22 protein-coding genes are annotated in these 24823 nt (G+C 30.4%); 8 read left to right on the forward strand and 14 right to left on the reverse strand.

Features of this window, described 5'->3' with window-relative positions; all coding sequences use genetic code 11:
- Positions 1-5: 5 nt before the first annotated feature.
- The 3 genes from CF386_RS10430 to CF386_RS10440 all read right to left on the reverse strand — a co-directional run bounded on the left by CF386_RS10430 (position 6) and on the right by CF386_RS10440 (position 1917).
- On the reverse strand, positions 6-389 hold the full coding sequence (locus tag CF386_RS10430) for a hypothetical protein (RefSeq protein ID WP_089074375.1): 384 nt from the start codon (positions 387-389) through the stop codon (positions 6-8).
- Positions 390-444: 55 nt separating this feature from the next.
- A complete protein-coding gene (locus tag CF386_RS10435) occupies positions 445-1002 on the reverse strand; it encodes a sugar transferase (protein ID WP_089074376.1) in 558 nt (185 codons plus the stop codon).
- A gap of 147 nt (positions 1003-1149) precedes the next feature.
- Positions 1150-1917: an NAD-dependent epimerase/dehydratase family protein gene (locus tag CF386_RS10440; RefSeq protein ID WP_158522384.1), complete on the reverse strand. Its 768-nt coding sequence runs from the start codon at positions 1915-1917 to the stop codon at positions 1150-1152.
- Between the two features lie 454 nt (positions 1918-2371).
- Here CF386_RS10440 and CF386_RS10445 point away from each other — a divergent pair, with 454 nt between their 5' ends.
- From CF386_RS10445 to CF386_RS10455, 3 genes are all read left to right on the forward strand, one after another.
- Positions 2372-3058: a 5-oxoprolinase subunit B family protein gene (locus CF386_RS10445; protein ID WP_089074378.1), complete on the forward strand. Its 687-nt coding sequence runs from the start codon at positions 2372-2374 to the stop codon at positions 3056-3058.
- A 115-nt stretch (positions 3059-3173) separates the two neighbouring features.
- Positions 3174-4370 (forward strand): hypothetical protein, encoded by a 1197-nt coding sequence (locus CF386_RS10450; protein ID WP_089074379.1) that lies wholly within the window; start codon positions 3174-3176, stop codon positions 4368-4370.
- Positions 4371-4547: 177 nt separating this feature from the next.
- Complete coding sequence (locus CF386_RS10455; protein WP_158522385.1) at positions 4548-5480, forward strand: 5-oxoprolinase subunit C family protein; 933 nt, start codon at positions 4548-4550, stop codon at positions 5478-5480.
- 9 nt (positions 5481-5489) lie between these two features.
- Here CF386_RS10455 and aroG read toward each other — a convergent pair whose 3' ends face one another.
- Complete coding sequence (aroG, locus tag CF386_RS10460; RefSeq protein WP_089074381.1) at positions 5490-6545, reverse strand: 3-deoxy-7-phosphoheptulonate synthase AroG; 1056 nt, start codon at positions 6543-6545, stop codon at positions 5490-5492.
- Positions 6546-6687: 142 nt separating this feature from the next.
- Between aroG and nudC the strand changes: the two genes are divergently transcribed.
- On the forward strand, positions 6688-7590 hold the full coding sequence (nudC, locus tag CF386_RS10465) for an NAD(+) diphosphatase (protein WP_089074382.1): 903 nt from the start codon (positions 6688-6690) through the stop codon (positions 7588-7590).
- 128 nt (positions 7591-7718) lie between these two features.
- Here nudC and CF386_RS10470 read toward each other — a convergent pair whose 3' ends face one another.
- The 4 genes from CF386_RS10470 to CF386_RS10485 all read right to left on the reverse strand — a co-directional run bounded on the left by CF386_RS10470 (position 7719) and on the right by CF386_RS10485 (position 14363).
- Positions 7719-10223, reverse strand: a complete 2505-nt coding sequence (locus CF386_RS10470) for a hypothetical protein (protein ID WP_089074383.1) — start codon at positions 10221-10223, stop codon at positions 7719-7721.
- Between the two features lie 438 nt (positions 10224-10661).
- Positions 10662-11903, reverse strand: a complete 1242-nt coding sequence (locus CF386_RS10475) for a 4Fe-4S dicluster domain-containing protein (RefSeq protein WP_089074384.1) — start codon at positions 11901-11903, stop codon at positions 10662-10664.
- Between the two features lie 92 nt (positions 11904-11995).
- Complete coding sequence (locus CF386_RS10480; RefSeq protein WP_089074385.1) at positions 11996-12964, reverse strand: cytochrome d ubiquinol oxidase subunit II; 969 nt, start codon at positions 12962-12964, stop codon at positions 11996-11998.
- Positions 12954-14363 (reverse strand): cytochrome ubiquinol oxidase subunit I, encoded by a 1410-nt coding sequence (locus CF386_RS10485; RefSeq protein ID WP_089074386.1) that lies wholly within the window; start codon positions 14361-14363, stop codon positions 12954-12956. The genes CF386_RS10480 and CF386_RS10485 overlap by 11 nt, the downstream gene beginning before the upstream one ends.
- A 160-nt stretch (positions 14364-14523) precedes the next feature.
- Between CF386_RS10485 and nagZ the strand changes: the two genes are divergently transcribed.
- Positions 14524-15510 (forward strand): beta-N-acetylhexosaminidase, encoded by a 987-nt coding sequence (nagZ, locus tag CF386_RS10490; protein ID WP_089074387.1) that lies wholly within the window; start codon positions 14524-14526, stop codon positions 15508-15510.
- A 115-nt stretch (positions 15511-15625) separates the two neighbouring features.
- Here the strand turns inward: nagZ and CF386_RS10495 are convergent, their stop codons facing one another.
- The gene (locus CF386_RS10495; RefSeq protein ID WP_089074388.1) at positions 15626-16534 is read right to left on the reverse strand and encodes an acyltransferase family protein; all 909 of its coding nucleotides are present in this window, start codon (positions 16532-16534) and stop codon (positions 15626-15628) included.
- A gap of 555 nt (positions 16535-17089) precedes the next feature.
- The gene (locus CF386_RS10500; protein WP_225971797.1) at positions 17090-18613 is read right to left on the reverse strand and encodes an APC family permease; all 1524 of its coding nucleotides are present in this window, start codon (positions 18611-18613) and stop codon (positions 17090-17092) included.
- On the opposite strand from CF386_RS10500, the gene CF386_RS13180 reads away from it, so the two are divergent.
- Positions 18507-18761, forward strand: a complete 255-nt coding sequence (locus tag CF386_RS13180) for a hypothetical protein (RefSeq protein ID WP_225971820.1) — start codon at positions 18507-18509, stop codon at positions 18759-18761. The two genes, CF386_RS10500 and CF386_RS13180, sit on opposite strands and share 107 nt — an antisense overlap.
- 108 nt (positions 18762-18869) lie before the next feature.
- Here the strand turns inward: CF386_RS13180 and CF386_RS10505 are convergent, their stop codons facing one another.
- The 4 genes from CF386_RS10505 to CF386_RS10520 all read right to left on the reverse strand — a co-directional run bounded on the left by CF386_RS10505 (position 18870) and on the right by CF386_RS10520 (position 23218).
- Positions 18870-19784, reverse strand: coding sequence for a cation diffusion facilitator family transporter (locus CF386_RS10505; protein ID WP_089074390.1), 915 nt, complete (start codon positions 19782-19784; stop codon positions 18870-18872).
- A gap of 160 nt (positions 19785-19944) precedes the next feature.
- Positions 19945-20481 carry an OmpA family protein gene (locus CF386_RS10510; protein WP_089074391.1) on the reverse strand — a complete coding sequence of 179 codons (537 nt, stop codon included), beginning with the start codon at positions 20479-20481 and terminating at the stop codon, positions 19945-19947.
- Positions 20482-20627: 146 nt separating this feature from the next.
- Positions 20628-21272 carry a response regulator gene (locus tag CF386_RS10515; RefSeq protein ID WP_089074392.1) on the reverse strand — a complete coding sequence of 215 codons (645 nt, stop codon included), beginning with the start codon at positions 21270-21272 and terminating at the stop codon, positions 20628-20630.
- 44 nt (positions 21273-21316) lie between these two features.
- Complete coding sequence (locus CF386_RS10520) at positions 21317-23218, reverse strand: sensor histidine kinase (RefSeq protein ID WP_089074393.1); 1902 nt, start codon at positions 23216-23218, stop codon at positions 21317-21319.
- A 95-nt stretch (positions 23219-23313) separates the two neighbouring features.
- On the opposite strand from CF386_RS10520, the gene CF386_RS10525 reads away from it, so the two are divergent.
- Positions 23314-23748 carry a type 2 periplasmic-binding domain-containing protein gene (locus tag CF386_RS10525; protein WP_089074394.1) on the forward strand — a complete coding sequence of 145 codons (435 nt, stop codon included), beginning with the start codon at positions 23314-23316 and terminating at the stop codon, positions 23746-23748.
- Positions 23745-24812, forward strand: a complete 1068-nt coding sequence (locus CF386_RS10530; RefSeq protein ID WP_089074395.1) for a porin family protein — start codon at positions 23745-23747, stop codon at positions 24810-24812. Before CF386_RS10525 ends, CF386_RS10530 begins: the two co-directional genes overlap by 4 nt.
- Positions 24813-24823: the final 11 nt, after the last annotated feature.

Raw genomic sequence — 24823 nt, forward strand, 5'->3', positions numbered from 1 at the left:
ACTAGCTATGAATTGTCTGTAAAAAAACGACCTGCTAAACTAATAACTAAAGTTAATATTGGAAAAAAGAAAACTTCGGAGCGAGAAACTGTATTTAATCTATCTACAATAAACTCTATTGCAAAAAAAATGAATGCTCCAACTATTACAGAATAAATGTTACTTTTTAAATCTTCTACGGAAACGGTTTTCCATAATGATGCGTAAGTCCGAAATATTTTAGTAGAGATACTAAATGCAATGATTACAAATAATATTTGTAATATATTAAGGCCAACATGTTTTATTCCAACAAGTTCTTGGACAATAACCCACGAAAGAATAGCCGAAAAAATATCATAGGCAAATACAATCCACGCACTTTTATTTTTGATTAAACTTATTTTCATTGTTATTTTTATTTACTCCCTATTAAAAGTTTCTAAAGTGGAAATTATAGATTAATTATTTGATGGCATCACCACTACCCTTACCCAGGCCTGTCAATACAATATATCTAAAATAAGTTTTGATAGACATATTTTCAATCATATTAGCATCAATCTTCGCAAGTTTCTCAGGCTCTGACATATCAATATTATTAATTTGTGCTAAACCAGTAATGCCAGGTAATACATTATAAACGCCTAGCTCTGAACGCTCATTTATTAATTCTTTTTGGTTAAATAAGTTAGGTCTTGGACCTACAAGACTCATATCTCCTTTTATAACATTAATTAATTGAGGTAATTCATCAAGTTTTGATTTTCGCAAGAAATTACCAAATGTAGTAATTGATGATGAGGATGCAAGATGTGTTGCCACTGACTGAGTTCCGACTTTCATGGTCCTAAACTTCATCAGTATAAATGGCTTTTGTCCTTTACCAACTCGTTCTTGTAAAAAAATAGGTGAGCCATTACTGTAATAATAATTAACAACTAAAATTATTAAAGTAAATGGTAAGGTAACAATAAATATCGGTATCGATAAACACAAATCAAATAATCTATATTTCAACATTAATCTTCTCTTCCTTTTTAAACTTTAAAAGAGTTTGCTCCATAGTGAATTTGGGTTGCCATCCAAGTAAATTTATAGCTTTAGAGCAGTTAACTTCAAAATTTCCAAATAATTGCTCTGTTAATCTTTTTCTAGCAAGAATGAGGCCTAATAACTTAAAAATAAAATAGGAACTGGTAATTGTCTTGTTTTTTTTCCAAAAACACCATTAATTCTATTAGTTAGTTCTTTTGTTGATATTGATTCATTATCTGATATCAAGAAAGTTTGGTTAGCGACTTTATCGTTGAAAAGGCATAGTTCAATAAAATCAATAAAATTTAAAACCGATAAATAACTACGAGAGTTATGAGCCAAGCCAAAAGGTAAAATAGGAAGCTTTTTAACAAGTTTAACAAGGGTTGTAAAGTTACTTTTAACTCCATTTCCATAAACAACTGGAGGCCTAATAATAACAAAATCCATATTAGACTTTAATGCAAGAGATTGTAAACTCTGTTCAGCTTTATATTTAGAAGTAGCGTATGCATTAGCTGGAAATACTTTATCCTTCTCACTGAATGGTTTTTCATTCGTATTGTTCCCATTAACTAAAGCTGTACTTATGAAGATAAATCTTTTAACACCTGCACTAGCAGCTTCTTCAGCAAGTTTCAATGTACCTTTAAAGTTTATCTGTTCATACTCTTCTTGATTGGTTTGTTCACTTTGTGCTATTCCGGCAAAATGGACTACTACATCAACACCATCGAAGGCTCCTTGCCAATTGGTATTGGTATTTAGACCATCAATTTCAAAAACATCATTGAAATTATTTTCTTTATTTTTTCTTACTACGCAACGCAGATCAAATTGAGTGTTTTTTACAAATTCACCACCAATAAAACCTGTTGCGCCAGTTACTAGTATTTTCATTATACACATAACTCCTAAGTTTAATTAAATACCACTGTTTCTAAATTAAATACACTGGTTATGTAACATTAACGAGTATTTTATAAGTTTATTTAATACATAGTTTGGTTGTTCAAAATTTTATTTATTATATGAATTCCAATAAAAAAAACAATTATATTTATTTGAAAATAGTCATTTTCACTCATTCTGAAGATTTATTTGTATCTTAATTAACCACTCTTGAACATAAATAACTTTAAAAAAATATATTTATAACTAACTTTAAATTTTATTAAAAAAAACAACACTCACATATAAATATTCTTTCTTAAATAACTTAGAAAGAATCTTAATCCACTTATTATATTTGTAAATACCATAATCATGGTATGAAATTTTAAGATTTAATTTTGTATAAATTACTTATATTTTATTATAATCAAGTTACGAAATATAAAAAATAACCTTTTTAATGGATCAAAATAATAAGTTACAATTTTATAACTTTGAACAATTATCTGAGAATTCAGTTTTAATAGAATTTTCAACCAACATAACTAAAAATCAATCAATCCTTTTAAATGAACTTTCAAAAAAACTAGTTAAACTATTTCAAACACAACTTGTTGAAATTATTCCTTCTCATAATTCACTTTATATAGAGTATAAACCTTTACTCATTAAAACACAGCTTATAAAAGAAACCTCAATAAAATTATTAAGTAACCTCAAATCAAAAGATAATAAAATTAGAAAGCATCGAATTCCAGTATGTTATGACAGAAGGCTCACAACTGACATAGAAGAAATCAGCAAAGTACTCAAAATACCAACCTGTGAAATTATCAAATTACACCTTTCTCAAAATTACTTTGTTAGTGCCCTTGGATTTATGCCGGGTTTTGCCTATTTATATGGTCTAAATACTAAGCTGAACATTCCAAGAAAAAGCACACCAGCAAGGCAGGTTTATCCTGGCAGTGTTGGCATTGCCAATGACTTCACCGCTATTTATCCAAGTTTTTCTCCGGGTGGTTGGTATATAATAGGGCTCACTCCATTCAAAATAAAATCAATACTAGACGATAAAAATAGTTTTTTTCAAGTTGGAGATGAAATCAATTTTTATCAAATACCATACAAGGAATATAAATATTAATTATAATTATGTACTTATGTCCTATTTATGGAACATTCGACATGTTCTAATGACTTTATAAATCATTTAAATAATTTGATTTATATTTAAATTATATTGTTAAGGACATGATAAAATGAAATATAAAATTATAGGACTTAGTCTATTGTTTGGTTTATCTTTGCCAACATTTTTAACTGCCGAGCAACAAGAGTTAAAGAAAGAACATCAAGAAAGTAACCTGCTTTCTCCTTCATTAAAATCTTATTACGAGTCAATTGAAACTTTACATAAAGGTCTTCACAAAAACCTCTATAATAAAATTTTAAAAAATGAAAGTGTCACCACATTAGCTGTACCCAAAGAAAGAATATGGCCGACAAATGGAAAGATCATGTATGACATCCATGGTAATATCATCGCTCCAAGAGTCCAAGTTCTCATGAGCACTTTGATTGCAACTCAAAATACTACTGATGGCCGAAATGATATCAATAGATTAATGAAGTTAGTAAACCAAAGAAAGTATATTACAGTAGCGCAACTTAACAAACTTGATGGTGGTGCAGTATGGTTGACTGTTGCTGGAAAATTAAAGCAAAGAATGTTAGACAGAAAGTCAACTTGGGATCAAAAACTAAGTAATAAGTGTCAACAAATAAGTCCAAACTCTCATACAAAAAAATTAGATGATAATCCTAAAAACCCATGTAATATAATAGCATCTTTGGTAGGTATGTATAATCCTCATGTAGAAGATGGACAAGATTATAAAGGTTACACTGGATATGTTAACCATGTTATTACATTTTGGATTGATAAAGATGCAGTTGTACGTCCAAATAAATTTCAATCGATAGATAATCCAAATCCAGGTGGATTTGAGGTTGTAGAAAAAAATAACAATCTAAGTCCTCTAAAATTTGATTTTAAAAATTCAAAGATGAATACAAAATGGCTTTCTCCAATCACCCAATCAGTTAACAAAAAATTTGAAAGTTACGGTCAATGGTATCAAAACTGGGCTAAAAACTCATTTGCAAGTCTTGATGAAGATTATGCATGGCCTTTCCCTTGGACGGGATATGGCTTTACTTATGATTGGATACATTCTCAACCAGGACATGATTCATTAAGAAAACAACTTCAAAAAGGTATTGGACTTGCGGAATTTATTACTGTTCCGACTCATAATATTGATGAGCAAGGGACAAAAAATAAAAGTGCTATTGAATTTGCGAAAAGACATTATGTTGTTTTTGCCGATCAAAATGGCCAAGCACTTGTTCAACCTAGACAACAAACATTAATATCAGAATATTTAAAATCGTAAGTTACATTATATTACTTAACTCCTCAATACAAGAAATCTTGGGGAGTTTCTAATACAGAAATTTTGAAAATTCATGTATTTATTCCGCTCATTTATAAACGTGATATGGAATCCACAATAAGTTAAAAAAACTTACATTAAATCAAGCATAAAGCATTTATGGTTTATATTCATATAATGAGTATCATAAAATTTAATAATAATGCACCATTTGTAACCATCAAAGATTTAGGCCGATTTAACTCAGGGAAGTATGGCTATTCTCAATCTGGTGCTTTGGATTTATATTCGTATTGTATGGCAAACTCTCTCTTAAATAACCCTATTAACGCCCCTGTACTTGAAATCACTCATGGCAACTTAAAACTACTCTTTCAAGAAAAACATACACAGATCTCCATTACTGGAGCAGATGTTTCTCCACACACGGATAATACCCCCATAAAAATGTGGTCCAATATGATCATGAAACCTAACCAAGAGTTAACTTTGAACAGCCCTAAACAAGGTCTAAGAACGTATATTGGTATTAAGGGAAGTATTGAAGTCAATAGGATATTGGGGAGTGTATCCACATCAGCTAGAGATAATTTGAATCATTTGATTCATAAAGATATCAATCCATATGGAGCATTTATGAAGGGAGCATTATTAAAAGTTAAGACGACAAGTTTTGCCTCCCTAAAAAAAATAGCACCGGATAAAATACCTACCTATCAAAACCATTGGAAAGTTGGGGTTATTTTAAGAGAGAGCTATCTATCTAAATCTGAATCTTATTCTTTATTTAATTCACAGTTTAAAGTTAGCAATCACTATAATGCAATGTCTATTATACTAGAAGGTAAAAGCATAAAGATTAATCAAAAAATTATCTCTCATGGAATTCCATTAGGAGGGATTCAAATACCTCCTAATGGTCAACCTATTATTTTAATGCATGAACATCAAACCATTGGTGGTTATCCAGTCATAGGTTGTGTCTGTAAATTAGATTTACAAAAATGTGCTCAAGCTAAAACAGGTGACACCATTATATTTTATCCAAAACCTTTAAAACAGGCACAAAAAGAATTCTTAGAATTCCAAGAAAAATGGCTCATGCCTTAATATCTTTATTTATTTGTTTTTTCTTCTAGCTCGAACATTCGATGCTAAGGTCTTCAACAATTTTTCAGTGTCATCCCAACCAATACATGCATCTGTAATACTTTGACCATATTGTAATTCAACACCTTCTTTTACGTCTTGTCTCCCTTCGACAAGGTTACTTTCAACCATGACACCGAAGATATCCTCATTACCAGATGCTATTTGATGACCCACATTTTCTGCAACAGTTAGTTGCTTTTTAAATTGCTTCTCGCTATTTGCATGACTAAAGTCAATCATAATCTTTGTATTTAAACCAGTTTCTTTGAGTTCTTGTGTTATTTTCTGAACATCTTCCTCATAATAATTTGGTTTTTTTCCACCTCTTAAAATGATATGACAATCTTCATTTCCTTTTGTTTCAACAATGGCACAATGTCCAAACTTCGTTACTGAAAGAAAGTGATGCGGTGAGTTTGCAGAGCGAATAGCATCTGATGAAATTTTAATGTTACCATCTGTTCCATTTTTAAAGCCAACTGGACAAGACAGTCCAGATGCCAACTCCCGATGCACCTGTGATTCTGTGGTTCTAGCACCAATTGCACCCCAGCTAATTAAATCATCTAAATACTGTGGCGTGATCATATCTAAAAACTCAACTGCTGTAGGCATTCCTGAATCACATAATTCCAATAATAGTTTTCTTCCAATTTTAAGACCATCATTTATCTGAAAACTGTTATTCATGTATGGATCATTAATCAAGCCTTTCCAGCCAACTGTCGTCCTTGGCTTTTCAAAGTAAACACGCATTACAATTTCCAGATCATCTTTTAATTCATTTCTCAATTGAAGCAACTTTTCTCCATATTCCCTTGCTGCAACTGGATCATGTATAGAGCATGGCCCAATAATTACCAATAAGCGATCGTCCTTATTATTTAAAATATTGTGAATTGCCAAACGACTGTCAAAAACTACTTTGGAGGCATTTTTAGTTGAGGGGATGCTTTCTAAAATAGCAACAGGTGGTAAAAGTTGTTTAATTTCTTCTATTCTTAAATTCACAGTTTTGAACATTTCTCTTCCTTTGTACTAGTTAACAAGTACAGTAAACCATTTCACTGATACATGTCAAGTGTAATATTTGATTGATATGCTTTTATAAATAACTTAACATAAAATTTATCAATAATCAGTCCTACAATAGAAATATATTTAAATGAAAATAATAGAGCCCCTTTTTTCAAAGAATATACTTCATAGAGATGATAAAATTCGGAACTATGAACAACTTGAACGAATGAAGCTTTTGCAAAAGAGTAATTGTTTCTTTGTCTTACTATATCGAGGTCAATTTGTTTTCAATGGGACAACACAAGATTATATCTTTTCTAACCAAGCCTATTATCAACAATATTCGACACCAAAAGATGAGATCATTTATTTAGGCACTTTTCAAAATCAACACTATTTTGTGACAATACTTGATTTTTTAGTTCATACGAATCAATTAGATGATTTAAAAATGATCACTGAAAATATAAATATTGATAATGAGCATTTAAGTATAATGGCACAAGCTCTTGGAATTGCAAACTGGAATCAAACACATAAGTTTTGCGGTCAATGCGGTTCATTAAATCAAAAACAACACTTTGGTTGGAAAAAATATTGTACAAAATGTAAAAAAGAACATTTTCCTCGTCTTGATCCCGCTGTCATTATGCTTTTAACCAATGACAAAAATGAAGTTTTTTTAGGATCCGGCGTGCGTTTTCCTGAAAATCGGTATTCTCTTTTAGCTGGCTTTATGGAGCCTGGTGAAAGCATTGAGCTAGCTGCTATTCGTGAAGTTTATGAGGAATCTGGAATTCGAGCTACTTTTAAAAGTTATCTTAAATCACAACCATGGCCTTTTCCTATGGGGCTTATGATTGGTGTCCACCTGACAACACATCAACAAAATTTTAAATTGGATACAAATGAAATTCGAACTGGACGTTGGTTTACCAAAAGTGAAATTTCCAATTATTTTAAAGAAGAAGCCGCTGATTTTAGTTTACCCTCAACATATGGTATTGCTCGAAATATTTTACATGCTTGGTCAATTGAAAACACATAGTTATCTTATAATAAAAATTTTTGAATAAAAACTTAAAATTATTAAATTAAAAAAAGTGACTTTTGATTCAGTCACTTTTGATTTTAAATCAATCTAATGGTCATTTTGTAAAAATGAAAAGTCTGATATTAACTTTGTTGATCTATCACCATTTTGGTATTTTGAACTTGTTGATTACTTTTAAAACTTGGATGATAACACCAATTATCATTAGGAATATCTGTCAAATTGACATCTCCGAATAGCATTTCTCCAAGAGCATCATTTTGATATTCTGGTTCATCTGGTGGAGGTGGATTATTAACATCCGGTAAATCTAGTACGTATACCCTTGCACACATACTATAATCCTCAGGTGTTGATAATTTAGAGACATGAGAAATATTAATTTTTGACCAATAATTATAAGTGTGGCGTTGATAAAAATTTTCATTTATTGAGTTAGAGTTTTTTGACTTTGTGTCTGACACACCATCAAAATCACCCATATAGTTCTGCCATAACCCCATACCATAATTAGTAGAGTGTGTCCCAATTATACCCTGCTCTTCTTCCCACTCTTTAGTTTGCCCTTTTTGAACTATATCATTATCACTATCTTGATTCATCCTTACAATATAAACACCGTCGATATTTATATGACTTTGTCCCCTATTAAAACCATACTGTCCCAAATCAATGGGCAAACCATCAGCACCTGAAATTAAAGTCATATCTTTAAAAGATTCACCTTCTGCCATTGTTTTGATATTATCATCTGCTACTTGATACAAGGTATTTTCAATTGTAGAATATCGACCTGCAACGGCAGCTGCGTCTGTTTGGCCCAACCAATTTCCAATTTGCGTAAAATCATGTAAATAGACAGGATAATCATTTCTTGTATCTGGATCTAAGTAATTATTTGGATCATTATTTTCTTGATAATTTAAACGAACATTTGATTCATTTCTTGAATAGCCATTAGCAACAGTGATACCACTCACATCAATTGATGCATTATTTTTTAATTCTGTACGATTTATAGGATCGTTAGCATATCTAGTATAACTGTGAATAGCGGGCTTTGGAGTATATTGACTCGATAAGGCTAATTGATCTGTATATAAAACAAGTGCAACTTGCTCCATATCATGGTCTTTATCTGTCCCATCTGTATTCACCCACTTGGAGTCTGTTCCCATTTGCCCATATTTATCACTCATTTCGAACAACGGTTGCGTTAATATCCCATGTCCATCAACGATAATCTGGTGTGTTGTCGTGTAAGTACTCATACCTGATTTATGGTCTAATGTTTCTTGTAATTGACATTTATTACTTACATTTGAAAAATAAGTCTCAAGTTTGGACCAAGGTAATACGACTCCTTTGTCTTTTTTCCAATCATTAATGGCATTTTTACAATCAGAAGATGCCATTATATCAGGAGCATAATCATGATAATCTGAGTTTAAAACTATATTACTCGCTTCTCCTTGAGAGCCCGTTTCTACGCGAATATGAAACGGATTGTTATTATCTTGATTTTGATGGTTTTTAAACCAATTATAAAGAGAACCCACTAAATGAATATGGTCATTACTATCAACTTCAAAGTGAGGGTTTTCGTAATTCGGACACTGAGACACATCATTACCTTTGATAACGCAGCTATAAGTATTATCTGGCTTTATCTGATTTTCTGCACCATTTATATTTATCACAAACATATCATAAGGGTCGGCTGTTATTGACTTGCTCAGAAAATCATCCTTGGAGCATTGATTTGAATCATGAAAAGGAGTTGCAGTAATATGCATGCCTTCATTAAACGTTTGTTGACGCTGGCTTTGATTTAAAAGTTCTTGTAAATTTATAGGTTCATCAATATTTTGAACTTTTTGAAAGTTAGCATATTGAATCAACAAACAATTATACAAACCATCTGTTCTTGGAGTCACTTCCTGTGTAAAAGTATTATAATGTTGGTTTCTAAAATGACCCTTAAGTTTAAATATCATATCGTTTGTAATTTTATTATCTTTTAAATTAACATTAAATAACGTTACGGTTCTTAAATCATATGCTTCTAAAAGACCGGTTCCAGAATTTTCGTCCGGTCCCCATGCACCTTGATTTTCAAGATTCGTATCCTGCGTAAAAAAAGCAGTTCCATCTTTAAAAGAGTTTTGATTATCTCTAAAAACTAAGCTGACGTCTCCGGATCTTTGACCTTTCCCCTCAAATTTAGGAATATTTTGAGGATCTATCATATGTGGATAGAGCGCAACATCTGATTCAGCAACCACAGATCCATTCATTGAAGCTTTAATATGGACAGAAGATTTATCTAATAATGGGAAATCATCTTTTAATTTTAGGTTGGAACCATTTAAAATTGTATACTGACGTCCTGGTCCTGATATACTAAATTGAGCTTTTGATGAACTAGAAGAACTTGTCAAAGAGTTTCTTGTCTGTTCAACTCCTAATTGCGTTGAGTCACCAGGAGACAAAGGTGCATTTGTACCTGTGATTGTGTATTCATTTGGTGACGAGTTTGAAGAATCACCCCCACCACATGCTGTTAATATTAATGTTGAAGCTATATATATAGCTGAAAAAATTTTTTTTTGTTGAAAATATTTCATTATTAATTCCATAATAGTTGATATTTTCTTCAAGATTATATTTATTTAAAAATCATTAGTATAATTAATAGTTGTTATATATCATTAGATAAGATAATTTTGAGCATTTAACACATGCTTTATTATTTTTATAAACTTATTTTATATTTTTTATAGTGGTAACAAGTATGACTTTTGTCCTATACGATAAAAACAAACTGAATTAAACTTAACGCATTGTTTTTATTAAACAATTTGTTAAGATGTTTTGACTTTATTTGATTTTTTTTTTTAAATATCCAATTACACAACTAACGGATTAATTTTTTGCTGAATGAATGTTGAATAACATGAAAATAATTAACTTGATTCATATACACTTTTCATGAGATTTAAATCTATTTATCTAAAATGTTTCATAATCTGTAACAAGATGACATTGTTTAATTTTATTTATTTTTAATTGCTCAAAAATTTAGCTTTTTTTATGTAAGTTTTTCCTGACACGTCAAATTTAAAATAAAATTCAAATTGTTTCATTTTTAAATCTTTATATTTGGCGATTGCCATTATGGGCAATTCGATAGAAGCACCCTTCACTAATTTAAAATGTGTATGACCTTTTAAAATTAATTGATGCGCACTTGACGTCAACACTAAATCAAGATCTTCTTTAGTATTATTTACATATTTTATTTTGTAAAAATTCTTAATGAATTCATGGTTTTGGTTAACAGTTTGTGTATTTCTATCATTTTGAATAAAGATTTCTATTTGTTTTTGATTAGAAACGGTAAGACCTATAAAAATACTTGCTATCAATACGATGACAATAGCCGAATAAACACCTTTATTTTGAAAACTTTTAGTAGATTGATTAACACTTGCATATTTAATCAAATCGATCGGTTTTTTTATATTTTTCATAACTTTATTACATGCGTCAACGCATGCGCCACAATTAATACAGTTTTGTTGAAAACCTTCTCTTATATCAATTCTTGTAGGGCATACTTTGATACACATTTTACAATCAATACAATCATTTTTTCCATCGGTAAGATTGACTCTTGAATGATCAAAATAAACAACTTGAGTTTTATCTGAAATCATAATGGATTGAAACCGCGCATAGGGACAAATATATTGACAGAATTTTGTTTTTAAATGAGATGATAAAATATAAATCAAGATTGCTAAAAAAAAGATGATCAAAAAAATCTCGTAGGCGTGATCTGTAAAGAAAAATAATAAGTGATATATGGGATAAAATAGACCCAAAATATGAAGCGACGTTATAATTGATAAACTAAAAAGAATGATAAATAAAAGTATATCGTAGCAAAGCTTTTGCCAATAACTGGCAATTTTTCTTCGAATTATTTTTTTTAATTTATTTTCAATTGCTTGCGTTACAAATACACCAATTGTTTGTGGGCATAAGAAACCACACCAATAACGACCTTTTCGAACTGTTAATAAATATAATAAACACCCCAATATAATCAAAACTAAAGGAATGATTTTAAGAAAACCTGGATTAATCATCAAAATATAAAGCTTTGGAGACATCTTAGAAAAGTAAAGGTTTAAGAGCCATGGTAAGCTAAACAATATAAACAAAACAGCTAGAAAGCTATATTTTCTAAATTTATAATAATGACCTTTAACAAAAATAAAGCTGGTTGATTTATTGAACATCTATACCAATAGCTAAAGTATTTGTTTTAAGTATAAATGTTCTTAATAGAGTTGGAGAACTCGTAAATGATTTTGTTTACGAGTTCAAAAAATTAATAGGAGATTTTCTCTTTAACTTTTCCTCTAAAGACATAATAGTTATATCCGGTATAAAGTAGTAAAATTGGAAACATAATGACAGCAGGTATTAAACTAAACTTAAGTGTCGTTTCAGATGAGCTTGCTTCCCAGTATTTCAAGTCATATGGAATTAAATATGGAAAGATATAAATAAACAAACTTAAAAATATCATAACAAACAAACCAACCGTTGACCAATAAGGGAAAATGTCATTTCCTTTATTAATACTTAACTGGAGAAGAACAAAAAAGAGCAAACAGCACACGCCAATTCCGGTTAAAATAATGATTCTTAAAAAAGAAAGATTGACTTCAGCTCTTAAGAGCGTAATCAAAATACAGATTAAACCAAAGATTAATAAAAGATAACTACATCTTTTGGATATTAAGCGTGTTTTATCAAACAAATCTCCTTCTGTTTTTAACATCAATCGTGTCGCACCCAAAGTCATATAACCCAACACTAAAGTGATGGCAGCCATAATTTTAAGCCCCCAACCTTCAGTTGCAAAGTGGTGGGTTTCATATCCAATGATGACTTGTCCGGCAAGATAGCCGTGTGCTAAACCAATTAAGAGTGATGAGACTGCAAAAAGCTTATCATAAAAACCTTTACCTTTCTTAGTTTTTAATCGAAACTCAAAACAGACCCCTCTGAAAATAAGAAGGACTAAAAGAAGTATTACGGGTAGGTAAATTTTTGGCATCAAATAAGCAAACGCTATTGGAAACATTCCATATAATAAAGCACCACCACATACTAACCAAGTTTGGTTTCCATCCCAAACTGGTAAAACAGCACTAAACGCAAGATCTCTTTGGTGTTCATTTAAAAATGGACAAACAATACCGATACCAATAACAAAACCATCTAGGATGATGTACATCACGAAACTAAAACCAATGATGCACATCCAAGTAAACTCTAAACTATGCTCCATGAGATTTTCCTTCTTCAAGTTGGCTTAAAGTTGAATGCTCTTTTTCGTCAGTTCCGGGCTCGAAATAACCAAAAGGCATTCTTTCATGACCGATTTCTTCAGGCCCATGATCTAATATTCTAAATAAATATCTAAAATAGAATATTCCAAAGACGATGAAGTAAATCAATATAATAAGTAATAAGGAAATCAAAACTTGAGAGTAGGATAATTCACTCACCGCATCTGCAGTTTTGAAAAATCCATTAACCATCCACGGCTGCCTACCTACCTCTGCCGTAAACCAACCTGCAATAATTGCCACAAATCCAAGAGGTGCTATGGTTATCATGCCACGTAAAAGCCACTTAGAAGACTCTAATTGGCCACGTATCATTTTATAAAGACCTACTCCGTAAACAAATACAGCCAATAGTCCAATACCAACCATAATTCTAAACGTCCAAAATACAATTGGAACATAAGGTCTTTCATCTTTAGCTACAGATTTTAACCCTATTAATTCACCGTCCCACTCATGAGTATTGATAAAAGAAGCTAGTTTGGGGATTTTTACTTCAAAGTAATTCTTTTCATCTTCTTGACTTGGAAGAGCAAATAAAATAAGAGGAGCGCCATTTTGGGTTTCCCAGTTTCCTTCCATAGCAGCTGTTTTAATTGGTTGATTCTCATGAATCACTAAACCCACTCTATCTCCCATATACACTTGCAACAATGAGATAAAGAAAAGTGCCGGTATTGCAAAATGAATACATGTTTTTGCATAGAGACGATGTCTATTTTTCAAATAATACCAGGCAGAAGTCCCGATAATAATCATAAGTGTACTCATAAATGCTGCCAAAACCATGTGGATATAACGATCCCAAACAGATGGGTTTAGAATCACCTCTTTCCAGCTATTCACAACAAAACTGTTATTAACAAACTCGACGCCGGTTGGTGTTTGTAACCATGAATTTGCTGATAAAATCCAAAATGCTGATAACAGAACACCTAAAAAAATAATCACAGTAGAGCCATAATGAACATATTTATTAACCCTTTTCCAACCAAATAACATAATACCAAGTGCACCAGCTTCAATGAAAAAGGCAGTTAAAACTTCATACACAAAAAGGGAGCCTAAAACAGGTCCCACTGTTTCGGAAAATCCAGCCCAATTCGTACCAAATTGAAACTCAATAACAATTCCGGAAACAACCCCCATACCAAAAGTAAGCGCAAAAACTTTCACCCAAAATTTTGTAATGATAAGATACAATTCTTTTTTAGTTAATAAGTACATTCCCTCGGTAATTGTTAAAAATCCGGCAAGACCGATACTAAAGGCTGGAAATAGAATATGAAAACTGATTGTGAATGCAAACTGTATCCTAGAAAGTAGCTCCATATCCATAAGTGACTCCTCTGTTTATCTAGCTTAGATGAATTAATTATAACATACTAAATTGCAAATGATTTGTAATATTATATTCCAAAATATATGACTCAGTTAAAAATTAAGTTATAATCCTAACATATTGTTTATTAACAAAGATTAGGAGTTTAAATTCCTTATGAGTGTATTGCTCTCAGATATTGATTCTTTTGAATTAGATCCAGTTGAAAAAGAAATGATCCAGCACCCTCTTTTTACAGGTATTATCCTGTTTTCACGTAATTTCTATGATTTGAAACAATTAAAAGCCTTAACAACAGAAATTAGAAAAGTAGTCAAAAAACCTTTTTTGATTACAGTCGACCAAGAAGGCGGTTTAGTACAAAGATTTAAACAAGACTTTACTCCCATTCCTGCTGCATATTTATACCACCAATTAAAAAATGGAAAAGAACTTGCGAAGCAAGCGGGTTTTATCATGGCTTCTGAGTTAATGTCAGCCGGAGTGGATTTGAGCTTTGCTCCCGTTCTTGATATTGGTACTCAATCGAAAGCGATTCAAACTCGATCTTTTGGAGATTCACCTGATGAAGTTTTAAAATATGTAAAGCCTTTTATTTTAGGCATGAAAAAAGCTGGAATGTCTGTTACTGGCAAACATTTTCCGGGTCATGGTAGTGTGGTGGAAGATTCTCATTTAAGTACTCCAATTAACACCAATCAAAATATCTTTGAATACGATATCCTCCCTTTTCAATCTCTGATTCAACAAAATTTAATAGATGCCATCATGCCCGCACATATAATTTTCGAAAAATATAACCAACTTCCTGCTTGCGGATCACCCTTTTGGTTAAAAGATATCCTTCGAAAAGCCTTAGATTTTAAAGGTGTTATTTTTTCTGATGATTTAAATATGAATGGAGCTAATATACTTGGGGATTTTGTCCAAAGAGCAGAAAAAACTTTAATGTCTGGTTGTGATTTGCTATTACTCTGTAATAATCGAAAAGAGACCATTAATTTACTAGATAATTTTAAACCATCACTTCATTCAAACTGCGAAATATTAATGGCGAATCAAAATAAACAAGATAAAAATTTATTAAATAACCTGAGTTGGAAAAAAATCACATCTGATTTTAAGTCACAAATATCAATCTAATTAAAGGATTAGTAGAATACAAAATAACAGTTAAATCAGGTCACTTTTACTATTGAAATTAAAAGAAGATAAAGTTTTATTCATTCTTCTTTTAATATCACTCAATCGATTTGGATTACCCTCTAACATTAGTAAGTCTATATAAGCTAATACTTAAAATAAAATAACTAATTATAACGACCGTACTGGTCAATAAGAGTAAAAGCCATGGATGGATACTAAAGTGCTGAATAAAAAAGTGTATCAACGTAACAATTAAAATAAAAGAGAATGCACAAGCCAAATAAGAAGATTTTGATAACATCCTTGTCATTTTATTGGATTGATAAAAATAAATTTTAAATACATATAATAAAAATAGTATCATCCCAACAGAGCAAAAAGTTCTAAAGATTGCATTATTAAAATGACAGCCAATTAGAATCCACCCATTTTCTAAACAATAAAAAAAAGAAAACAATATGAACCCAAAAAAGCCGTACTTAAAATCAATTTTATCAAACCATTTATTTTGATAAGAAATTATTCCTAAATAAAAAACTGACGCATACGTAGGAAAATATTTAATATTGTACATACCCAAAAAGTCATTATTGCATTTATAACTCAATAATAAAGCAATAAAATTAAATGGAATCATGAAAAAGCAAAAAAATAACATATGAGTATAAGTTGGTAAAGGTAAACAATGGTTTTTGTTAAAGCTTTTATTTTTAGAAAATTGACTCCATATCAATGTAAAAATAAGTAGCATCCAGCAAAACCATGATGAACCTATAATATTTTTCCATTGTAAATTTACTAGATGATCAAATAACCAAACCTGATAGCCTATAGAATCATTTTGTTTTGAGATATGGTAGTGTATATAATTGACAATAAAGATGGTAAACAGGATCACACTGCCTAAACGAATTATTTTATCTTTATTAAATAATTTTTGCCCTTTTTTTAAATAAGATGGAATTACAAAATAACCCGATATGAGAAAAAAAAAGTCGATAAAAAAGTTTGATCTAAAGATGAAACATTATCAAAATTCTCTTTGTATTTGGGATACATCTCTTGTGTATAAATGAATACATAATGCATCATCATTACAATAGTTAATAACCATTTAATATTATCAAGATAATGTATCCTAGTTATACTATTTTTCCCCATAAACCTATTTCGATTTGCTAAAAGAGTGTCGTTGATTAACTTTATGATGAAAAAAAATTGCTAACAATATATTTGTGATATATGTATGTTTTTTTGGTCTAGGATGAAGACTTTGGGAATAAAATTATGATTTTGGGATAGAATATATACAACTTTATATCCAATCATAGGTTTTTATAAATGAAATTAGCTACCAGTGAGTATGCAAATCATTTAATTAAATTAGATTAATGGTTAAACCTAAAGGTTAATAATGATTTTTATGTGTGATTTTTTAATTTAGAGTCAAATTTTTAGGAGAATATTTTTTATATCGTAACTTGTCAAAGCCAATAATCTTTGAGAAAACTTTAGATAAAGCAAATTTAACTTTATCTAAAGAACCTTTAAGGGTATTGTTTTGCTTCACATTTAGTTAAAGATTAAGCTCAGAGATATATTTTTGGGTTTCATTACCTTTCAAGCGAAACTTTAAAGCCAATAGAGAAACAAATATACAAAATAATGCAACTATCCATAAATCAGCATTAAAACTCAAAACTGACAACCCATGGCCAAATGATGATAAATATGAAAGTCCAAGTATCCCAATAAAATAAATCCAAACCCAAATAGACTGCTTGATATGAAGAGATTCGCGTTGATTCTTTGGGCTAAAAACTCTATTCAGAAAAAGAACAACAATACCCACAGCTAAAGCAATGGCAAGTTTTTTTAAAGTATCCCAGCCTGTCCATAAAATTAATAAGGTACAAATATAAAATGCAAGCACAGACCAAAGTCGACCGAATGGTAGTTTAAATGGTCTTGCTTGATTTGGTACTTGATATCTTAAAGCTAACAAACAAATCGGACCAATCGCATATGTAATAGCCATCAGGGAGGTCAGAAAAGTCATCATCTCCTGCCAACCCGGAAATGGTGCGAAAAAAAACATACCGATAATAAAGCTTATTACGATAGCAAACCAAGGATTACCCTGTTGAGTCATTAAAGAAAAAAAGCCCGGAAGATACCTACTTTGAGACATACCATATAATAATCTTGCCGAACCACTCATGTAAATTAAAGCTGCAGCCATAGGTCCAATAACAGCACCAACATACAAAATAGGAAGAAGCCATCTTTGATGGTTTTGCAAAATAATAGCTGTTAACGGACTTGAGCCATTAGTTAGCTTGAGGTTATGCCAACCTGAGTCGATATTAGATATATTTACCGATGATAAAAATGAACACTGAAGAATTATATAAATTAAAATACAAAGACTAATCGAACCAATAATTGCGATAGGCAAAGCTCTTTTAGGATTTTTTGCTTCACCCGCCATTTCACAAGCTTGTTTAAAACCGTTAAATGAAAAGATCACACCCCCAGTTGCAATAGCTGTTAATAAGCCTTGTGTCCCATATGGTGCAAAGCTAGATGATGCTGCATGTATAATATGATGTGGTTGATAAGTGTAAGCTAATAAAACAAGCGAAATAAAAATTGGAATTAAAATTTTTAGGGCAGTTAATACATTATTAGCCTTTATTAACCATTTTAAACTATATATATTTAACACACACATAATAAACATTAACACCCCAGCCACAACATAGCCCATTGGAGATAAACTATTCATTGGTGTGAGCATGTTAGGAAAAAAATAATTCAAATATTGCATTAGAGCTTGGACTTCAATTGGTGCTAATGAAATATATGATAGAAGTATAATCCATGAAAAAATAAATCCGACAAGAGTTCCATGTGTAAATTGTGGTATTCGGGTGCTAGATCCGGTCAAGGGCAACATAGTTGTTAGCTCTGCATAAACAAAAGCAACAAACATGATTAATAAACCCCCTATTAACCAAGATAAAATTGCAGAAGGTCCAGCTATTTTTGCTGTATTAAAAGAAGAAAACAGCCAACCTGAACCTAATATGGCGGTCACTGAAGTAAAAAGTAGAGATATTGAAGAAACTGAGCGCTTGTCCATAAATTTTTCTAATGAATTGATACAAATAATTTATGCATGCTACTTTAATTCTAAATTTATGAAAAGAAAAAAATTCACAAGCGTGATCTATGATTTATTTTAATTTTTTTGATAGCTTAATGATTTTAACTGAAAAAAAAGTTCGGTCACAACTAATACTTATGACCGAAAGGCTTTGGGACTTATTTAGATTAGATATTTGTTAACTTGTTTACAGCCATCTTTTTTCTGTCGTAAAACTAACTGATAACCATGTATTAGAACTTTGGCGTTTAAAATGCGTCCATATAAGCTGTCTTACTCTGTCTTGACGTTTCATTGTCCACTTTTTATCATTTTTAACTAAAAAATTAACTTCCAAATCATACTGTCGACCAGTTTTAGCAAGATGGTGAGTATATCCATCAAACTTCAATTTTTTACAAAGCTGTGACAAATAACTATCCACCTCTTTTTGATAATCATCTTTAGGAGCAACCAATAAAACTTCTTTAATATTACGTTTTAAGATTTTGATTGGGAAAACAGCTGCGCTCACTGCGATGATCATAACCAAATATGAATCCATATGGGTAGTAAGGTGACTTAATTTAAGCTTATCAAAGATTACAACTAACAAGAAGCCAAACAAAATAGTTGTACTTAATAATGAGTCAATTAACCACTCTTGAGAGTCACAATAGACCAGTTCTGATTTCTGTTTTTTTGAAATACGATATTCAATAAAAAAAATTGTAAATGAAAAAAAAGTTGAAAATAACGCAAAACAAACTGCTAACTGAAGATTGATTGGTTCTTTTTCTTTGAATAGATCTAAAAATCCAGAGGTAAAAGCAAGCACGCAGGTTAACAATATAAATATGCCATTGATGACATTCATAAGTGGCTCTAAGTGTGCGTAACCAAATTGAAAAAGACGATTGTCAGGTTTTTTTAAAAGAATAGATATATACAAGGTTAAGCCAGTCATACCCATACTTAAAAGTGAAAAAATACCATCTAAAAAAATTGCTTTAGAGTCTGAAAGGTAACCAAAAATTAGACCTAACATACCCATTATAACGGTACCAAGAAGAGAGAGTTTCAATGCAAATTGCTCTGTCCTGCTACCATGGCTGGACGCCATAAATCCTCCATAAAATAAAAAATACAATTTTATTCTATGGGAAACAATTTATAAAATCAAATTTAAACTCTTATTTTTGCGAAGAAAATTGAAATATTACATAAACTTTACAAGTAGATAGGAAAAACCAGCAAAGTCATTTTGCTGGTTTTTAGTCGTTTTAACCATTAACTTGAGAGACTTCTGTGACAGCAACCGTTTCTCCAGCCATCACATCTACTCTTCTATTTAAAGATTGTCCTTCCATTGTTTTATTAGTAGCTATAGGCTTATTATACCCATCCGCACTAATAGCAAGTCTATTTGAATTAACTTTATATTCTGTTTGCAGATAATTTGATACAGCTTCTGCTCTTTTCATTGACAGCTTTTGGTTATAATCAGCTGAACCAGTCTTACTAGCATAGCCAGTTAATTTAACATTTATATTTTGATTACTTTGTAATTGACTGCCTAATGCGTCTAACATTTTTTTATCTTGCTTGGTTAAAGTTGCACTATTATTAGCAAAATTAATATCAAACTCAATAATGGCTTGATCAACTGATGTTGTAACAACTTCTGTTTTTTGTTGTTTTAATTTGGGGAAATTAATGTGTGTTTTTACATGAGAGTTAATATCGTAGTTAAAGTTTGCTGCACTTGCAAATCCAGCGAATGCGATAGCTGTAGCTATAATAGCAATTTTTGTTTTCATCTTAATGTCCTTATGATTATGAGATTTCCAATAAGTCTTGTTTTTGCCCTAACAAGAAATTATCAATATACTAATTGATTTATAAAAAAAAAAAAAGATCTATATCACTATTTTTTAATTTTAAATTAAATTTAAATACTATTATATCAAAAATATTTTTCTAATCGCTCTATCAATTGTGCTTTTGTAAATGGCTTTGCTAAATAATCATCCATCCCAGATCTAAAACAAGCTTGAATTTCTGAATTCATAACACTTGCTGTTAATGCAATTATGGGTACCTTATCCATAAACTTTGTTTTTTCTAATTTTCTAATAGCCTTGGTAGCCTCAAAACCATCTAAAATAGGCATCATACAGTCCATTAAAATAATTTTTATGTTGGGTATTTCACTATACATTTGAATGGCTTCTTGACCGTTTTCTGCAACTATAAAATCAAACCCCGCATTTTTTAAAATCAAAGTAGTCACTTTCTGATTAACTAAATTATCCTCAACCACCATAATCAAAGCTTTACTCTCATTATTATCTAATTTGTTGAATGCTTTATTTCTCGTGTCAAAAGAATTTTTTTGTAAAATAAAATTTCTAAATTTTTCACCAAGAATAGAGGAATGATATACTGAATGAAATTCTTTGATACTATTTTTTATATTAGCTTTTCTATCAAGAACAATAAGCCTTGGTATTTTTATATTCTCAGTAAATTTAACTTCGGCATCATCTATTAAAAGAGTTGTATATGATAAATAATCATTGGGTTTTACATCCTTTAACGTCTCAACCACTTCATAATTTGCGCATAGTATTTTAAGCTCATGAACAACTTGACTCAGTAGATTTTTATTAGCAAAGCATAATAGATAGATTGCTGTATTTTTTTATCTATCTTTTTTCCCATCAAGTTTTCTTTAGGATTACTTTCTAAAGGAATGAATACTTTAAAGGTAGTTCCATGATCTTTCTTTGATTTTACTTCAATTCTTCCTTTCATCAACTCTATAATCTGTTTTGAAATAGCTAATCCTAATCCAGTTCCACCATATTCTTTAGTTATTGAGTTATCGCCTTGATTAAACGGTTTAAAAATATCTTGAATTTTCTCATCATCAATACCAATACCAGTATCTATAACTTTAAGAATTACCATTTTATTTTTTTTAAGTAACTCAATATTTATTCCTCCTTTTGAAGTAAATTTAATAGCATTTGATAATAAGTTAATAATGATTTGTGATAAACGATGATGATCGCTGTAAATTTTTACAGGTAAGTCTTTGTCCATAAATATATTTAATTTGAGCTGTTTCTCTTTTAATTGAGAAAGCATAATATTTATATTTTCATAAATTAAATCCGTAAAATTAAACTCTTCTTTTACTAATTCAACATTTCCAGCCTCAATTTTTGATAAATCTAAGATATCATTGATCAAAATTAATAAGTGTTTTGATGATGAGATGACGGTATCTAAGTATTCTTTTTGATTTCTCTCGAGAGATGTTTCAAGCAAAACTTCTGTCATACCAAGAATACCGTGTAGTGGTGTTCTTATTTCATGAGACATATTCGCCAAAAAGTTACTTTTTGCACGATTCGCTTTTTCGGCTTCATTTTTAGATCTAAGTATTAATTTTTCACTTTTTCCCACTTCCATTATCAGTTGATTTAATTTATTAGTGAGATGATTAAACTCATCTTTTCCAGCAAGCTCAAGTTTAACGCCATAATCATGAGTTCTTTCAACAAATGCCAAACGATTGTTTATATATTTAAGAGTTTTAATAATTCTTCTGGTTAAAGCTAAAATAATGACAACAGCTATGAAGATAGACAGTAAAAGTATAACATTTAAAAGCCAAAGAATTTTCTTCAAAGATTCAATCTCTTTAATCACTTCATCTGTTATCTGTTTTTCAACAGAAGTGACTACTTTTTTTAAAACATTAAACCTAGATTGATATTGATATATATCCAAAGCTTCGGGTGTGTGAGTGATCTCACCTTTCAAATATTGATTTCTGAGTTTAAAACTGGCAACAAATTCAGGCTTTTTGAATGCTTCTAAAAACTCATTGATAAATTTAGCATCAGTAGACGAACCAACAAATCTCTCAATATAATATTCTTGAATATTGATCAATTTTTTTAATTGTTCAATGTTTTCAGGTGACGTATGATCATGATTGCTTGTAAAGCATTCAAAAATATACCAGTTTTCTTCTTGCGCCCAATACATCAACCATCTTAATTGGTTAAGGGAGTTTATATCTCTAATTATTTTTGAAGACTCAATAGACTGAGGGACCAACTCATTTAACAAGATGGTTTGTTCAATAATTTCATTTCGCCATTGACTCCAATCATTTATATTGTTGATATTCAGGTTTTTAGAGTCTGTCATAAGAGCAATGTATTCATTAAGGTTAATTTGATAGTTATTAACACTTCCTTTTAAAAAATCATTAAAATCATTGAGTAACTTTTGATTTTTGAATATTAAATTTTGATAATTGTTTTTGGTTATAACATTTAGTCTAATAGCATGTGTCAACTCACTAAATACATTTAATTTATTGTTAAATGTCATTGTTTCTTCAATAGTATTGAGTGCAACCATTTCCTTATTAATACTTCTGTAACTAATAAAGTAAAAGCCACCCAATAAAAATATAATAAGAACTAAGATAATTAATAATCTTGTTTTAATTGAGAAGTTATTAAATACTTTCATGCAAAATCCTTTGCGTTTTGAAAATAATAATCTAACTTAATTATAGACATTAGTATTAATTTTATTAAATCTTTCTTTTAATTCAATGGATTGCCATGAAAAGAATTTTTATTATTTTATTGTGTTTCACAAATTTTTATTTGCATTCTGCAAATATAAAGTTTGGTGTATTTACACTAAATAAAAATATACCTTTTCTATCGAAAAATAAGGTGAGACTGATTTATAAAGGACAGATTAAGACGTTACCAAACATCGGAGTTATTAAACTGGTAGATCTTCCATCTGGATCAAAGGATAAAAAAGAATTCTACGAGAATCTTTTAAAAAAAACCGAAATTCAGGTTAACAGGTACTGGACCCAACTTGCCTTTTCGGGAAAAGGGTTTCCACCCTATTCTCTAAACTCTAATCAAATGCAATCTATTATTAATTGGCTTAAAAAAAATCCAAATGGTATTGCTTATTCAAGATTAGATCTCATACCAAAAAGCGCAAAAATTCTCTATGTAGTTGAGGACAATTCATGATGAAAAAATTCTTTTTAACTTTTATGCTCTTCTCAACGCAAGTGATTTCAATAGAGATTGGTGATACTGATTTTTCTGTAAGTGGCTTCGGTAATACATCAGTAACCACTTCTAACAATAAAAACCCTCTAATCATAAATAGGGATATTACAGATGAAACATGTTTTAACTGTGATACAACTTTAGGACTTCAACTAGATTATACACCTGATAATTGGTTTAGATTTTCAGCTCAAACAGTTAAACCACCCCAAAACCCCTTTTCAGAAGTAGATATTGAATGGTTATATATAGCTGCCCGTTTATCAAATAAAACCGAACTTCGTGCAGGAAGGTTAAGATTACCAGTATTTATGGCTTCACCCTATTATTATGTTGGTAATTCATATCTTTGGGCAAGGCCTCCAACGGAGGTGTATGACAGTCTTTTTGGCATTACATCTTTTGATGGGGTTGAACTGCTATGGAATGAATCTTTATCTGATAATTTAGTATTGTCTATTCAACCCTTTTTAGGTTACAGAGATACATCTTATGAAAATGGGCTCTTAGAAACAAAAATTAGAGCCAATAACGTTGTTGGTTTAAATTTAGGTTTATCAAGTTACTCCTATAAAATAAACTTTTCATATGTATATACCAATGCAAATTTAAAGCAAATTTCACAAATTAATGTTTTAAATTCACCTGAGAGCAAAATTATTTTAAATTTATTTAGCCTTGGCTTTGAGTATGAATTTGAAAAGTATAAAATTCAAACAGAATTTAATATTGATAGTGAGTTTTTTAACTGGTATACCACGCTATCCTATAACATGGAAAAGCTTACACCCTATCTGACTTATGCTGAAAGTCATCAACTCAGAAAATCGAATAGTGTAACAGTAGGTAGTCGATATGATATCTTACCAGAGTTATCAATTAATTTAGAATATGAGTATTTTAAAAATTATGGCGGAGATTATATATTTTTTGGACAATATTCATATCCTCAGTCTTTTCTTCCAGAAAAATCAAGTGTAGATGCATCATTATTTACTGTAATGCTCAACTTCAGTTTCTAATCTATAATCAT

The organism is Paraphotobacterium marinum, from assembly GCF_002216855.1.
GTDB classification, from domain to species: Bacteria; Pseudomonadota; Gammaproteobacteria; order Enterobacterales; family Vibrionaceae; genus Paraphotobacterium; species Paraphotobacterium marinum.